General features: G+C 68.4%; 12 protein-coding genes. 6 read left to right on the top strand and 6 right to left on the bottom strand.

Annotated elements, in window-relative coordinates; all coding sequences use genetic code 11:
- Nucleotides 1-83: 83 nt before the first annotated feature.
- Nucleotides 84-842 (bottom strand): SDR family NAD(P)-dependent oxidoreductase, encoded by a 759-nt coding sequence (locus A5678_RS13315; RefSeq protein ID WP_068043021.1) that lies wholly within the window; start codon nt 840-842, stop codon nt 84-86.
- A 121-nt stretch (nt 843-963) separates the two neighbouring features.
- On the opposite strand from A5678_RS13315, the gene A5678_RS13310 reads away from it, so the two are divergent.
- The 4 genes from A5678_RS13310 to A5678_RS13295 are packed head-to-tail and all read left to right on the top strand — an operon-like array spanning nt 964 to nt 7,009.
- Nucleotides 964-2,493, top strand: coding sequence for an ATP-dependent DNA ligase (locus A5678_RS13310; protein ID WP_068043019.1), 1,530 nt, complete (start codon nt 964-966; stop codon nt 2,491-2,493).
- A 39-nt stretch (nt 2,494-2,532) separates the two neighbouring features.
- Entirely contained in the window at nt 2,533-4,797 is a 2,265-nt protein-coding gene (locus A5678_RS13305) for a carbon starvation CstA family protein (protein WP_068043017.1), read from the top strand.
- Nucleotides 4,798-4,806: 9 nt separating this feature from the next.
- Entirely contained in the window at nt 4,807-6,336 is a 1,530-nt protein-coding gene (locus tag A5678_RS13300) for an Hsp70 family protein (RefSeq protein WP_068043016.1), read from the top strand.
- 7 nt (nt 6,337-6,343) lie between these two features.
- The gene (locus tag A5678_RS13295) at nt 6,344-7,009 is read left to right on the top strand and encodes a nitroreductase family protein (RefSeq protein WP_068043013.1); all 666 of its coding nucleotides are present in this window, start codon (nt 6,344-6,346) and stop codon (nt 7,007-7,009) included.
- Between the two features lie 14 nt (nt 7,010-7,023).
- Here the strand turns inward: A5678_RS13295 and A5678_RS13290 are convergent, their stop codons facing one another.
- Nucleotides 7,024-7,485: a cyclic nucleotide-binding domain-containing protein gene (locus A5678_RS13290; protein WP_068043010.1), complete on the bottom strand. Its 462-nt coding sequence runs from the start codon at nt 7,483-7,485 to the stop codon at nt 7,024-7,026.
- 139 nt (nt 7,486-7,624) lie between these two features.
- Here A5678_RS13290 and A5678_RS13285 point away from each other — a divergent pair, with 139 nt between their 5' ends.
- Entirely contained in the window at nt 7,625-8,455 is an 831-nt protein-coding gene (locus A5678_RS13285; protein ID WP_068043006.1) for an oxidoreductase, read from the top strand.
- Nucleotides 8,456-8,499: 44 nt separating this feature from the next.
- On the opposite strand, the gene A5678_RS13280 is transcribed toward A5678_RS13285, so the two are convergent.
- The 3 genes from A5678_RS13280 to A5678_RS13270 all read right to left on the bottom strand — a co-directional run bounded on the left by A5678_RS13280 (nt 8,500) and on the right by A5678_RS13270 (nt 12,309).
- On the bottom strand, nt 8,500-9,606 hold the full coding sequence (locus tag A5678_RS13280; protein WP_068043005.1) for an NDMA-dependent alcohol dehydrogenase: 1,107 nt from the start codon (nt 9,604-9,606) through the stop codon (nt 8,500-8,502).
- Entirely contained in the window at nt 9,603-10,877 is a 1,275-nt protein-coding gene (locus A5678_RS13275; protein WP_068043004.1) for a cytochrome P450, read from the bottom strand. The genes A5678_RS13280 and A5678_RS13275 overlap by 4 nt, the downstream gene beginning before the upstream one ends.
- Before the next feature lie 133 nt (nt 10,878-11,010).
- The gene (locus A5678_RS13270; RefSeq protein WP_231983661.1) at nt 11,011-12,309 is read right to left on the bottom strand and encodes a sensor histidine kinase KdpD; all 1,299 of its coding nucleotides are present in this window, start codon (nt 12,307-12,309) and stop codon (nt 11,011-11,013) included.
- Between the two features lie 36 nt (nt 12,310-12,345).
- On the opposite strand from A5678_RS13270, the gene A5678_RS13265 reads away from it, so the two are divergent.
- Complete coding sequence (locus A5678_RS13265) at nt 12,346-13,020, top strand: response regulator transcription factor (RefSeq protein WP_197502134.1); 675 nt, start codon at nt 12,346-12,348, stop codon at nt 13,018-13,020.
- On the opposite strand, the gene A5678_RS13260 is transcribed toward A5678_RS13265, so the two are convergent.
- Nucleotides 13,013-13,207 (bottom strand): ferredoxin, encoded by a 195-nt coding sequence (locus A5678_RS13260; protein WP_068043001.1) that lies wholly within the window; start codon nt 13,205-13,207, stop codon nt 13,013-13,015. The genes A5678_RS13265 and A5678_RS13260 overlap by 8 nt on opposite strands.
- Nucleotides 13,208-13,343: the final 136 nt, after the last annotated feature.

Below are 13,343 nucleotides of genomic sequence, written 5' to 3'. Positions count from 1 at the left end.
GGTAGCCGGCCCCGCTTCGAGGGGAAGCGGGGCGGCTGCCTAAAGAGTGTACTTAATGCGAGGAGGGCGACCCGTGGGGGTGGTTACTTGGGCGCGAACCGCTGTCCGGCGTCAAGTCGCAGGCATTGGCCGTTGAGCATCGGGTTCTCCACGATGGCCGCCACCAGCTTGGCGTACTCGATCGGCCGGCCCATCCGCTTGGGGAAGGCGGCGTCGCGGGTCAGGCCGGCCGCCATCTCGTCGGGGACCATCGAGGTCAACCCGGTCAGGAACAGGCTGGGGGCGATGGCCAGCACCCGGATGCCCATCGAGCCCAGGTCGCGAGCCATGGTCAGGCACATGCCGGCGATCGCCGCCTTGGCCGCGGTGTAGGCGACCTGGCCGATCTGCCCCTCGAAGGCTGCGATCGACGCGGTGTTGATGATGACGCCGCGCTCCTCGTCCTCGGGCTCGTTCTTGGCCATGTGCGCGGCCGCGAGCCGGCTGATGTTGAAGGTGGCGATGAGGTTCAGGTCGATCACGGATTGGAAGGACTCGAGGTCGTGGGGCCCGGACTTGGTCAGTGTCCGCTTGGCGATGCCACCGCCGGCCGTGGTCACCGTGACGTGCAGTCCGCCCAGCTTGTCGACGGCGGTCTGCAGCGTCTCCTCGGTGCCCTTGAAGTCCGTGACGTCGACCGGATAGAACGCGCCGCCGATCGCTTCGGCGACGGTCTTGCCGTCGGAACCCTCGCGGTCCAAGATCGCGACGTCCGCACCGCGTTCGGCGAGCAGCTCCGCGGAGGCGCGCCCCATGCCCGACGCGCCGCCGATGACGACGACCTTCTTCCCGTTGATCTCCATCCGGACCCTTCCTTTCGGGTTGTCAGATCTCTTGCAATCTGTAACGTTACGTAGGCACGCTAGCGTGTCCGCCCGGCAGGGTTGTCCCCGCCTTGTTCAAGAGCCATGCCAAGCTGATTTCGTGCTCCTTCTCGACGTCGCGACGACCTCGATCGACGTGGGCGGCACGTCGTCACGGCTGGGCAAGATCGCGCACATCGCCGGCCTGTTGCGCCGCGCGGCGACCGAGCCCGACACAGTCGCGATCGTGGTCTCCTGGCTGTCGGGTGAGCTGCGCCAACGCCAGATCGGGGTGGGCTGGGCATCGTTGCGGTCGCGGCCGCCGCCTGCTTCGGATCCGACGTTGACCGTCGCCGGCGTGGACGCCCGCTTTTCGGAGATCGGGGCGGTGTCGGGCAAGGGTTCGCAGGCGCGGCGCGCCGAACTCGTGGCGGGGCTGTTCGCCGCCGCGACCGACACCGAGCAGGCCTTCTTGGTGCGGCTGCTCGGCGGGGAGCTGCGCCAGGGGGCGCTGGCGGGGATCATGGCGGACGCGGTGGCCAAGGCCGCCGACATCCCGGTCGCCGCTGTACAACGGGCCGCGATGCTGGGCGGGGACCTGCCGGCCGTGGCGGCCGCCGCTTTGGGCGGCGGGTCCGCGGCGCTGGACGCGTTCGCCCTGCGGGTCGGCCGGCCGGTCGGCCCGATGCTGGCGCAGACCGCGACCGGAGTGGCCGATGCGCTCGAACGCCACGGCGGCACAACAATTTTCGAGGCGAAGCTGGACGGCGCCCGGGTGCAGATTCACCGGGCCGGCGACGAGGTGACCGTCTACACCCGCAGCCTCGACGACGTCACCGTCCGCCTGCCCGAGGTGGTGGAGGCGACGCTGGCCCTGCCGGTACGTGAGCTCATCGCCGACGGGGAGGCGATCGCGTTGCGGCCCGACAACTCCCCGCACCGCTTCCAGGTCACCGCGTCGCGGTTCGGCCGATCGGTCGATGTGGGCGCAGCCCGTGCGGCGCAACCACTTTCGGTGTTCTTCTTCGACATCCTGCACCGCGACGGCGCCGACCTGCTCGACGCCCCCACCGCCGAGCGGCTGGCCGCCCTGGACGCGCTGGTGCCGGCCGCGCAGCGGGTCGATCGGCTACTGACCTCCGACCCCGCGGCCGCCAAGGGCTTCCTGGAGGCGACGCTGGCCGCCGGCCACGAAGGCGTGCTGGCCAAGGCGCCGGACGCGCCGTACCAGGCGGGTCGCCGCGGAGCCGGCTGGCTGAAGGTCAAGCCGGTGCACGCGCTGGATCTGGTTGTGCTCGCGGTGGAATGGGGATCGGGGCGCCGAAGCGGCAAACTCTCCAACATCCACCTCGGGGCGCGCGACCCGGCCACCGGCGAATTCGTGATGGTGGGAAAGACTTTCAAGGGAATGACCGACGCCATGCTGGACTGGCAGACCGCGCGGTTCAGCGAACTCGCCGTTAGCGGAACGGACGGGTACGTCGTCCGGGTGCGGCCCGAGCAGGTGGTCGAGGTGGCCCTGGACGGCGTACAGAAATCCTCGCGCTACCCCGGCGGCGTGGCGCTGCGGTTCGCCCGGGTGGTGCGCTACCGCGACGACAAAGGCCCGGCCGAGGCCGACACGATCGACACCGTGCGGGCGCTGTATTAAGTCAAGCGCTGTTCTTCTTCCGCGCGTAGGGTTCCCGCCGTGCCAGTGAAAGCGCGCGACAACGATGTCAGCTACATCCACACCGACGAGGAACTGCCGCCCGTCGCGATCGTCGACCGCTCCCCGATCACGGTCCGGCACAAGATGGTATTCGGGGCCGTCGCCGTGATCGGTGCGGTCGCGTGGGCAATCATCGCGTTCGCGCGCGGCGAGGCCGTCAACGCGGTCTGGTTCGTGGTCGCGGCGATCTGCACGTACCTCATCGGCTTCCGGTTCTACGCCCGGCTGATCGAGATGAAGATCGTCCGCCCGCGCGACGATCACGCCACGCCGGCCGAGGTGTTCGAGGACGGCACCGATTATGTGCCCACCGACCGGCGGGTGTTGTTCGGTCATCATTTCGCCGCCATCGCCGGAGCCGGACCACTCGTGGGTCCGGTGCTCGCCGCCCAGATGGGCTACCTGCCCTGCAGCATCTGGGTCGTCATCGGCGCCGTCTTCGCCGGCGCGGTGCAGGATTACCTGGTCTTGTGGATCTCCACCCGGCGGCGGGGACGTTCCCTGGGCCAGATGGCGCGCGACGAACTCGGCGCCACCGGCGGCGCTGCCGCCGAGGTCGGGGCGTTCGTCATCATGGTGATCATCATCGCGGTGCTGGCGCTGGTGGTGGTGCGGGGCCTGGCCCAAAGCCCCTGGGGCGTGTTCTCCATCGGCATGACCATCCCCATCGCCCTTTTCATGGGTTGCTACCTGCGGTTCCTGCGGCCCGGGCGGGTCGCGGAGGTGTCGATCATCGGTTTCGTGCTGCTGATGCTGGCCGTGGCCTGCGGCAACTGGATCGGTGAAACGCCTTGGGCCGCAACATGGTTGAGCATCTCGCCGGTGACGGTGTCGTGGCTGATCATCGGATATGGTTTCGTGGCTTCGGTGCTGCCGGTCTGGCTGCTGCTAGCCCCGCGCGATTACCTCTCCACCTTCATGAAGGTCGGCGCCATCGCCCTGCTCGCGGTCGGCATCTGCGTGGCCCGTCCCCTCATGCAAGCACCCGCGATCTCGCGGTTCGCCGCAACCGGCGACGGGCCGGTGTTCCCCGGCTCGCTGTTCCCGTTCCTGTTCATCACCATCGCGTGCGGTGCGCTGTCCGGATTCCACGCGCTGATCTCGTCCGGGACGACTCCCAAGCTGCTGGAGAAGGAAAGCCAGATGCGGTTCATCGGCTACGGCGGCATGCTCACCGAATCGTTCGTCGCCGTCATGGCCCTGATCAGCGCATCGATCCTCGACCAACACCTGTACTTCGCGCTCAACGCCCCGGCCGCGCGAACCGGCGGCACCGCGGCCACCGCCGCCGACTACGTCAATCGGCTGGGCCTGCCGGGGACCCCGGCGACCGCGAACCAGCTCACCCAGGCCGCCGCCGGCGTGGGAGAAAAGTCGATCGTGTCGCGCACCGGCGGAGCCCCAACGCTGGCGTTCGGCATGGCGGAGGTGTTGCAACGGGTGTTCGGCGGCGCGGGTCTCAAGGCCTTCTGGTATCACTTCGCGATCATGTTCGAGGCGCTGTTCATCCTGACCGCCGTGGACGCGGGCACCCGCGTCGCGCGCTTCATGCTCTCCGACGCACTCGGGAACCTCGGTGGTCCGCTGGCCAAGCTGCGCAACCCGAGCTGGCGGCCGGGCGTCTGGCTCTGCAGCCTGGCCGTGGCCGCGGCCTGGGGCAGCATCCTGCTGATGGGCGTGACGGATCCGCTGGGCGGAATCAACACCTTGTTTCCGCTGTTCGGCATCGCCAACCAGCTGCTGGCGGCCGTCGCGCTGACCGTCATCACCGTGATCGTCGTCAAAAAGGGCCTGCTGAAGTGGGCGTGGATTCCCGGGATCCCGCTGCTGTGGGACTTGGTGGTCACGCTCACCGCGTCGTGGCAGAAGGTCTTCTCTGCGGATCCCAACGTCGGCTACTGGACGCAGCACTTCCAATACCTCTCGGCCAGAAACGCCGGCAAGACGTCGTTCGGTTCGGCCAAGAACGCCCTTCAACTCGACGACGTCATCAGGAACACCTTCACCCAGGGCACCCTGTCCGTTTTGTTCGCGCTGGTTGTCGTCATCGTGGTCATCGTTGGGGTGGTTGTCGCGCTGGGGGCGATGCGCGGCGCGGGCAGGCCGCTGACCGAGGATGAGCCGGTGCCGTCGAAGCGGTTCGCGCCGTCAGGTCTGGTCGCCACCGCCGCCGAACGGGAGTTGCAAAAACGATGGGACGCGCCGGCCAAAAAGGTCGTGTCGAACTCCCCAGCGCGGTCCTAAGATTGCGCGATGAGAGTCGGCATCGACTTTGGCACCACACACACTGTCGTTGCGGCCGTCGACCGAGGCAACTATCCAGTCATCTCATTTGACGGCCTCGACGCGTGGCCGTCGATCGTCGCGGCCAACGCGGCCGGAGACTTGCGGTTCGGTGCGGAGGCCGCCGCCGTCCGCCACGACCCGGGGTGGTCGGTGTTGCGATCGTTCAAACGTCTGCTCAACGAAGCCGGGCCCCAGACCGAGGTGAACCTGGCCGGCCGCAGCCACCGCCTGGCCGACCTGCTCGCCGGCTTTCTGGCCCAGCTGAAGAGCGACCTACTGCGCCGCTCCAACGCCAGCCTCACCGCCGGGGAAACCATCGACGCCGCGATCAGCGTCCCGGCCAACGCCTCGAGCGCCCAGCGCCTGCTGACACTGGACGCCTTCGTCGCGGCGGGTTTCCACGTCGTCGCGCTGCTCAACGAGCCGTCCGCCGCGAGCCTGGAATACGCGCACCGATACCGCTCCACCATCACCGCCAAACGGGAGTACGTCCTCATCTACGACCTGGGCGGGGGCACCTTCGACGCATCGCTGCTTAAGATGACCGGGCACGCGAACGAGGTCGTCATCAGTGAGGGCATCCAGCGCCTGGGCGGTGACGACTTCGACGAGGCGATCGTCGACCTCGTCCTGGCCCGTTCGCAGCTGTCCGGGGTGGACGCCGCCGCCCGCGACCTGCTGCGGGAGGAGTGCGCCGCCCGCAAGGAGGCCGTGGGGCCACAGACGCGCCGCTTCCTGGTGGACCTCACGGGCGTTGACGGCGCGGAGCGGCCCCCGTTCTCGTGTCCGGTCGACGACGTCTATGCGGCCTGCGCGCCCCTGGTCGACAAGACGATGAAGTTGCTCGAGCGCGTCCTGCACAACCCGGCGCACGACGGCACCGACCTGACCTGGTCGGAGGTCGCCGGCATCTACGTCGTGGGCGGCGCCGGCAGCTTCCCGCTCGTTTCGCGGATGCTGCGCACCGCCTTCGGTGAGAAGCGGGTCAAACGCTCACCGCACCCCTTCGCGGCCACCGCCATCGGCCTGGCCGTCTTCCTCGACAAGGAATCCAATTTCGCGCTCTCCGAACGCTTCTCGCGCAACTTCGGGGTGTTCCGCGAGGCCGAGGCCGGCGCCGGCGTCGTCTTCGACCCGATCGTCTGCAAGGACGTCTCACTGCCCGCCGACGGGCACACCCCGCTGGTGGTGAAGCGGACCTACCGGGCGGCGCACAACATCGGCCACTTCCGGTTCGTCGAGTGCAGCCGCCTGGTCAACGGCCGGCCCGACGGCGACGTGACGCCCTACGACCCGGTGCTGTTCCCGTTCGACCCGGCCCTGCACGAGCGCGACGACCTGGGGCGCCAGCCGGTCGGCCGGTGGCGCGACGGCCCCGACGTCGAGGAGCGCTACGTCATCGCCCCCAGCGGCGCGGTCGAGGTGACCCTGACGACGCAGCCGGCCGGATTCAAGCGCACCTTCCGGCTGGAGCGCCGCGCCTCCGCGAGCGCCTGACGCCGCCATGGAGCTGTACGACGTCATGCGGACGACGTTCGCGGCGCGCGAATTCACCGACGACCCGGTGCCCGACGAGGTGTTGTGGCGCATCTTCGACAACGCCCGGTTCGCCCCCAGCGGCGGCAACCGGCAGGGCGCCCACATCACCGTGGTGCGCGACCCGGACACCCGCCGCCGCCTCGCCGAGCTGGGCGTGACCGCGGCCCGGCGCTACTTCGCCCAGCTGCAGGCCGGTGAAAATCCTTGGAATTCAATCCATCCCAGCGGCGTGCCGCAGGACGTCATCGACCAGACCGAAATCCCCGACACCTTCGTCGTGCCGATCGCAAAAGCGCCGGTCGTTCTTGTGGTTTCGGTCGACCTGACCGTGGTCGCCTCCATCGACCAAAACCTGGACCGCGTCGGCCTGGCGGGCGGCGCCTCGGTCTACCCGCTGATCTGGAACATCCTGCTGGCCGCCCGCGGCGAGGGGTATGGCGGCACCATCACCACCATGGCCATCGCGGCCGAGGACGAGGTTCGCCGGTTGCTCGCAATCCCCGACCTGCACGCGCTCGCCGCGGTTGTGCCCCTTGGCAAACCGGTGCGCCAGCCGACCAAGCTGCGCCGCCGCCCGGTCGCCGAATTCATTACTCGTGACCGCTTCGACGGTCCGGCATTCGAAGGCTGACGGCCTGTCCGTCCCTATACGACATCGGCATAGATGTCCAGCAGCCGGAACCTTGTCGCATCGAGATACTGGCCAAGCACCGCGATCACACGCTTCTGCAGCTCGTATCCCAATTCGTGGTCCTCTTCGCACTTGCCGCGCAAGCATTTGCCGTCGAAACCGATGGCGCGCGTCGTCTCGACCGCGCGCGCGTCGAACCGCCAGTTGTACGGTGGCACCAACCACGACCAGCCAAGGATGTCTCCGTCTCCGAGGGTCTGCACCGTCAAGCTGCCACGGCCGAGAGCGGGGGTTTCGAGCGCGATTCTGCCGGCGCGGATGAGGTAGAAGTGATCGGCGGGCTGGCCCTCGCGAAAGACCAACTCACCCGCGGTGAAGCGCAGATTTGCCGCACACCCGACCGCCAACTGCACATAGCGCGGGTCCATCCCGCGGAAGAACGGGTGTCTGGCCAGAACGCCCTCTAGCGTCCGCACTGCCTGTTTCCTTCACCGGTGCCGATCAATTGCTTAAGACGGACGATAGTTGATTATGACGGCCCACGTTCCGCGATCGAAGAGAAGAATTGCCGCGGCGTAGCCCCGCATTGCGTCTCGGCGAGAAGGAGCCATCCGCATGTCCACCTGGTTCATCACCGGCTGCTCGACCGGACTCGGCCGCGCGCTTGCCGAGGCCGTCATCGGGGCCGGTCACAACGCCGTCGTCACCGCCCGTGACGTCGCGAAGGTCACCGACCTGGCGTCGGCCGCGCCCGAACGGGTGCTCGCGGCCGCCCTTGACGTCACCAACCCTGCACAGGTCGCCTCGGCCGTGCGGCAGGCCCACGACCGATTCGGCCGCGTCGACGTCTTGGTGAACAATGCCGGCTACGGCTACCGCGCCGCGGTCGAGGAGGGCGACGAAGCCGACGTGCGCGCCCTGTTCGAAACGCACTTCTTCGGCACGGTAGCCATGATCAAGGCGGTCCTGCCCGGCATGCGGGCGCGCCGCAGCGGCGCGATCGTCAACATCTCCTCGATCGGCGCAACGGTGACCCCGGTGGGCTCCGGCTACTACGCGGCGGCCAAGGCCGCCATCGAAGGAATGAGCGGCGCGCTGCGCGGTGAGCTTGCCCCGCTGGGCATCTCGGTGACGATCGTCGAGCCCGGCGCGTTCCGTACCGATTTCGCCGGCCGCTCGCTCGTCCAGTCGGCCACCGTCATCGACGACTACGCGGACACGGCCGGGCAACGCCGCAAGGAGAACGACACCATGCACGGGAACCAGGCGGGCGACCCCGCCAAGGCGGCCACCGCGATCATCGCGGCGGTCGAGGCCAGCGAGCCCCCGGGATTCCTGCTCCTCGGCCCCGACGCCCTGGCCTTTTACCGCTACGTCGCGGACGCGCGCGCCACCGAGATCGCGAACTGGGAAAGCCTGACGAGCGGCACTAACTTCGGGCCGTAACGGCCTGCCGCAGCTTTTTCGGTTGGTGATGACTCATGATCGGTTCAGAACCGGATCAGCCCGCGGAGATTGACGCCGGCGTGCAGATCGGCGTAGCCGGTGTTGATCTCGTCGAGGGTGTATTCGCGGGTGACGAGTTCGTCGAGCTTCAGCCGCCCGGCGCGGTACAGGTCGAGCATCCGGGGTATGTCGTGCCGGGGATTGGACGATCCGAAAAGCGATCCGCGAACCTGCTTTTCGTACAGGGTCAAGTCGAAGAGCGACATGGCGACGGACGTGTCGGTCGGATGCGGGATCGCGGTCATCACCACCCTGCCGCGCTTGCCGACCAGGCTCAGCGCCTGCGCGACATACGCGCCCTCGGCCGAGTCGGTGCTGACCACGCAGACGTCAGCCATCTGGCCGCGCGTCAGATCGGTGATCAAGGCCTGGGCCTCGTCGACAGTCGCCGCGGTGTGAGTGGCGCCGAACTCGAGGGAACGGCCCCGCTTGTACTCCAGGGGATCGAGGGCGACGATCACGCGTGCCCCGGCGATCCGCGCGCCCTGCACCGCGTTCATGCCGATCCCGCCCACACCCATGACCACCACGGTGTCGCCGTCACGCGCTTCGCCGGTGCGCACCATGCTGCCGTAACCGGTGGTGACTCCGCACCCGACCAGGGCGGCGGTGTCCAGCGCGGTGGATGGGTCGACCTTGATCACCGAGGCCAGTGGCACGACCGTGTATTCGGAGAAGGTTCCCAGCACGCACATTTGGCCCAGCGCTTGGCCTTTCGCGTGGAACCGGAAGGTGCCGTCGAGTTGCGGTCCTGCGATGATGGCGGCGCCGAGCACGCACAGGTTGCTCATGCCGCGCGAACACGGTTCGCATCGGCCGCAGGCCGGAATGAAGCTCAGCGCCACCGAATCACCTTCGGCGACTTCGGTGACACCCGGGCCGACATCGACGACCACGCCGGCGCCCTCATGCCCACCGACCACCGGTAGCTGCATCGGCATGTCGCCGGTGATCAGGTGGTCATCGGAGTGACACAGCCCGGCGGCGGCCATCTTGACCAGGACCTCGTTCTCCTTGGGCCCGTCGAGGTCGACCTCTTCGACCTCCCACTTCTGGTGCAGCCCCCACAGCACCGCTGCTTTGGTTCTCATCGTTCCGGCGTCCAGGTAGCCGGCAGGCTGTTGACACCGTTGATGAAGTTGGCCAGGGCGTAATTGGGCTCCGGCGCAGAAATGTCCGGGATGCGCGTGTAGACCTCGGTCAGCAACGCCTTGAGCATGGTGCGGGCCAGGGCCGCACCCAGGCAGAAGTGCGGACCGCCACCGCCGAAGGCGATGTGCGGGTTCGGGTTTCGCAGGATGTTGAACGAGTGGGGATTTTCGAAGAAGTCCTCGTCGCGGTTGCCCGAGTAGTACCACAGCACCACCTTGTCGCCGGCCTTGATCTCCGAGCCGCGCACGGTGATGTCCCGGGTGGCGGTGCGGCGCATGTGCAGCAGCGGCGACCCCCAGCGCAGCACCTCCTCGACGGCGGTGCCGACCCGGCCCTCGACGTCCTCGACGAGCAGCGCGCGCTGGTCGGGGAATTTCGAGAGGGCGGCGATGGCGTGCGCGGAGGCGTGCCGCGTGGTGTCGTTGGACGCGACACCCATCAAAACGAAGAAGGCCTTCAGCTCGTCGTCGGTCATCTTCTTGCCGTCGAACTCGGCCTGCACCATCCAGGTCATCAGGTCGTCGCCGAGATTGGCCCGCCGCTGGGGGATCAGGACCGTCGCGACCTCGTGCAGGTCCATCACGGCGCCCATGAACAGTTCGAGTTCGCTCTGCTCGCCGCGGATGTTGGGGTCTGTCCACCCGACGAGCCGCTGGGCGGCGGTGACGGCCTTGTCCCGCAGCTCGCCTTCGGGCAGCCCGAAAAAGCTGCCGAATATGCGGCCGGGCAGTTTCACCGACACGAGTTGCACGAAGTCGCCCTCGCCCAGGTGGGCCATTTCGCTGACCAGGTCGTGGGCGTGGCCGCGGATCCAGCCTTCCAGGCGGCGCACGTTCTTGGGCTTGAAGGCTTCCGTCGTGATCCCGCGCAGCTGGGTGTGCCGCGGGGCGTCCATCGCGATGAACGACTGCGCGATCTCCACCGCCTCGGGGGCGAAGTCCTCCATGGTGATGCCCTGCGCGGAGGAGAAGATCTCCGGGTGGCGGCTGGCCATCCGGATGTCGTCTTGTTTGGTCAGCGACCAAAACCCCCTGGTGTTGAGCTCGGGGGGCAGCAGATCCGATTCCGCGGGGCGGCTCCACGGCACGGGGTTCTCGGCGCGCAGGACGGCGAAGGCGGCGTCGCGCGCTTCCGGGGGTTTCGCCCAGAATTCGCGGGCGCTCAGGTCGATGTCTTTGTGGGTTGGCGCGGTCGTGGGTGCGGTGGTCATTGTGGCCCTTTCTGGCGGTGGGCAGTGGTGCACGTCACCGCGGTTGCACCAATGCTGGTCAGCGCGGTGGCGACACGGCACAGGCGCGAGTGCCAAACACTGGCCTACGCGGGCCAGCGCATGGAACCGGCGATCAGGCGATCGGTGCGCGGAAGGTGGCGACCAGGCCACCGCCGTCGCGCGCGGCGAAGTCGACCCGGCCACCCATCGCTTCGGCGATCTGCTGCACAATCCACAGGCCGAGACCGGCGGTGCCGCGTTGGCCGCCGACGCTGACGTATTTGGTGGTCAGCCGGCCGAGGCTTTCCGCGGGGATGCCCGGCCCGCGGTCGGCCACCGTGCAGATCAACTCGTCGCCTTCCCGCGAGCACGTGACGTCGACCGGTTCACGGCGGCCGTGCCGGGAGGCGTTCTCCAGCAGGTTGGTCAGCAGCCGGCGCAGCCCTTGGGCGTTCACGGCCACGGCGCCGACGTCGCCGCTGACGCTCAGCCGCAACCGCGGCGCCGCCAGGCCGACGGCGTCGGCGGCGGCAACGATGAGGTCGGCCACGTCGACGCGGCGGACCCGCCCGGTCGAGAATGTCGGGCGGCGACTCAGCGCGACGTCGGAGAGCGCGTCGAGCATGTCGGCCAGGTGGTGGACGTGGCGGGTCACCAGCTGCAGACTGGTGTCCCGGTCGGCCTGCGACATCGCCTGCCGCGAGGTCAGTGCCTCGGTCAGCGCCTCCAACGACGTGACAGGAGTGCGGAATTCGTGCACCAGCACCTGCAGTCCGTCCTGTTGCGACTGATAGGACCGCAACAGGCGCGCCCGCAGGTCGCGTTCCTCTTCGGCGGCGGCGTGTTCAGCCTCGGCCTCCACCAGCGCCCGCACCCGGGAACGGTGTTCGCGCTCGGCGAGCGCGGACAGCCCCGCAGTGATGATGGCGACGAAGATCAGATACACCGCCGACCACCCCGCCTGTAGGGCCGGAACCGCGGTGACCGGAAGTTTCGGGGACGACATCAGCGCCACTGGGACATAGGCGGCGCCCAAAAGTACTGCGACCAACAAGGTTTCGCTGAATGACAGCCGAGCCGCCGAGGCGATGACCGCCAGCGCCAGCACCGCGACCACCGGGCTGTAGACGCCGCCGCTCAAGGCGATGAGGGCCAGCGTGAACGCCGAATCGAACCCGGTGACCAGCCACGAGTAGCGGGTGCGCCGCACCTCCAGTTGGGGATAGGCCATCACGACGGCCGCGTACAGCATCGCGGCGCCCAACACCGCCACCGTGGCCACAGTGTGCTGCCGGACCCACTGGGGCCCGATCGCCAGCAGCACGCCTATTGAGATGACGACGGCGACCCGCACCGCGACGACGATGCGGGCCAGCTCGTAGTCCTCGCCGTCGAAGTGCACCGTCGTTCGCAGCTGATCGAGCGGTCTCACCCAGCTGACCATAGAGTTGGGGTTAGCATCGCGGCAATGACTCGCTCGCCGTACGTCGTGGTGATCGTGGACGACCATGAACTGTTTGCGCAGGGCCTGGCCCTGTTGCTCACCCGCGAATGGGGCGAACTGTTCACCGTCGGCGGCCAGACGACATACGTGGAAGAGGCCGCCGACTTGGTGGCCCGTTGCGACGCCGATGTCGCGATCATCGACCTGTCGATGCCACCCCTGGGCGGGGTCGCCGCGGTCCGGCACATCAAGGCTCGCCACCCGAAGACCCGGATCTTGGCGCTTTCGGGGACCGACGACCTGGCGCTGGCCGAAGAGGCGTTGCGGGCCGGAGCCGACGGCTTTCTGCCCAAAACCGCGAGGCCCGAGGCGCTCGCGGGGCCACTATGGACGATCGGCGAGGGATTGCGCGTCGTCGACGGCGCCCTGCTCGATGCGCTGCTGAGCAACACCCGCAAGCCGCCGTCAGAGCTGCTGGACACCCTCAGCGCCCAGGAGCTCCAACTGTGGACCCTGCTCGCGACCGGCATGGAGACCGGTGACATCGCCCAGCGGATGCTGGTGTCGGAGCGCACCGCTAAACGCATGGTCGCCGCGCTCCTGCACAAACTTGGGGTCAACAACCGCATTGCCGCGGCTGCGTTGGCCGGGCGCTACCGGTTGCTCGATGACGTTGCCGAAACCGGCCGGCTCAGTTGAGGATTCGGATCGCTTGCGCCGGGCACATCGCGGCCGCGCGAATCACCCGTTCGCGGTCGGCTTCGGGCGGGTCCGGCTCGAGCACCACGACCTGTTCGGCACCGTCGGGAATGTCGAACACGTCGGGAGCGGCGAGCAGGCACTGTCCGTGCCCCTCGCACAGGTTGTAGTCGACGGTGACGCGCATGACCGCCAGTATCAGCCCGCGTATGGCCGGCGCGGACGGTCCGCACGCGCCAGATGTGGCCTGGCCGGGCCAGCCCGTCGAGGGCCTTTCAGCCCTACTTTTCGTCGAGGCGGACGACGTAGCATCTGCTCATTCT

The sequence above is a fragment of the Mycobacterium sp. E2733 genome, from assembly GCF_001667585.1.
Classification (GTDB): domain Bacteria; phylum Actinomycetota; class Actinomycetes; order Mycobacteriales; family Mycobacteriaceae; genus Mycobacterium.
The sequence above is the reverse complement of the archived record's forward strand: the minus strand, read 5'-3'. Positions and strand labels throughout refer to the sequence as shown.

Excerpts from the sequence above, each read along its gene's own strand:
- A5678_RS13265 (WP_197502134.1), top strand. The coding sequence starts at position 12,346 with ATGACTCGCTCGCCGTACGTCGTGGTGATCGTGGACGACCATGAACTG.
- A5678_RS13260 (WP_068043001.1), bottom strand. The coding sequence starts at position 13,207 with ATGCGCGTCACCGTCGACTACAACCTGTGCGAGGGGCACGGACAGTGC.
- A5678_RS13285 (WP_068043006.1), top strand. The coding sequence starts at position 7,625 with ATGTCCACCTGGTTCATCACCGGCTGCTCGACCGGACTCGGCCGCGCG.
- A5678_RS13295 (WP_068043013.1), top strand. The coding sequence starts at position 6,344 with ATGGAGCTGTACGACGTCATGCGGACGACGTTCGCGGCGCGCGAATTC.
- A5678_RS13280 (WP_068043005.1), bottom strand. The coding sequence starts at position 9,606 with ATGAGAACCAAAGCAGCGGTGCTGTGGGGGCTGCACCAGAAGTGGGAG.
- A5678_RS13300 (WP_068043016.1), top strand. The coding sequence starts at position 4,807 with ATGAGAGTCGGCATCGACTTTGGCACCACACACACTGTCGTTGCGGCC.
- A5678_RS13275 (WP_068043004.1), bottom strand. The coding sequence starts at position 10,877 with ATGACCACCGCACCCACGACCGCGCCAACCCACAAAGACATCGACCTG.
- A5678_RS13315 (WP_068043021.1), bottom strand. The coding sequence starts at position 842 with ATGGAGATCAACGGGAAGAAGGTCGTCGTCATCGGCGGCGCGTCGGGC.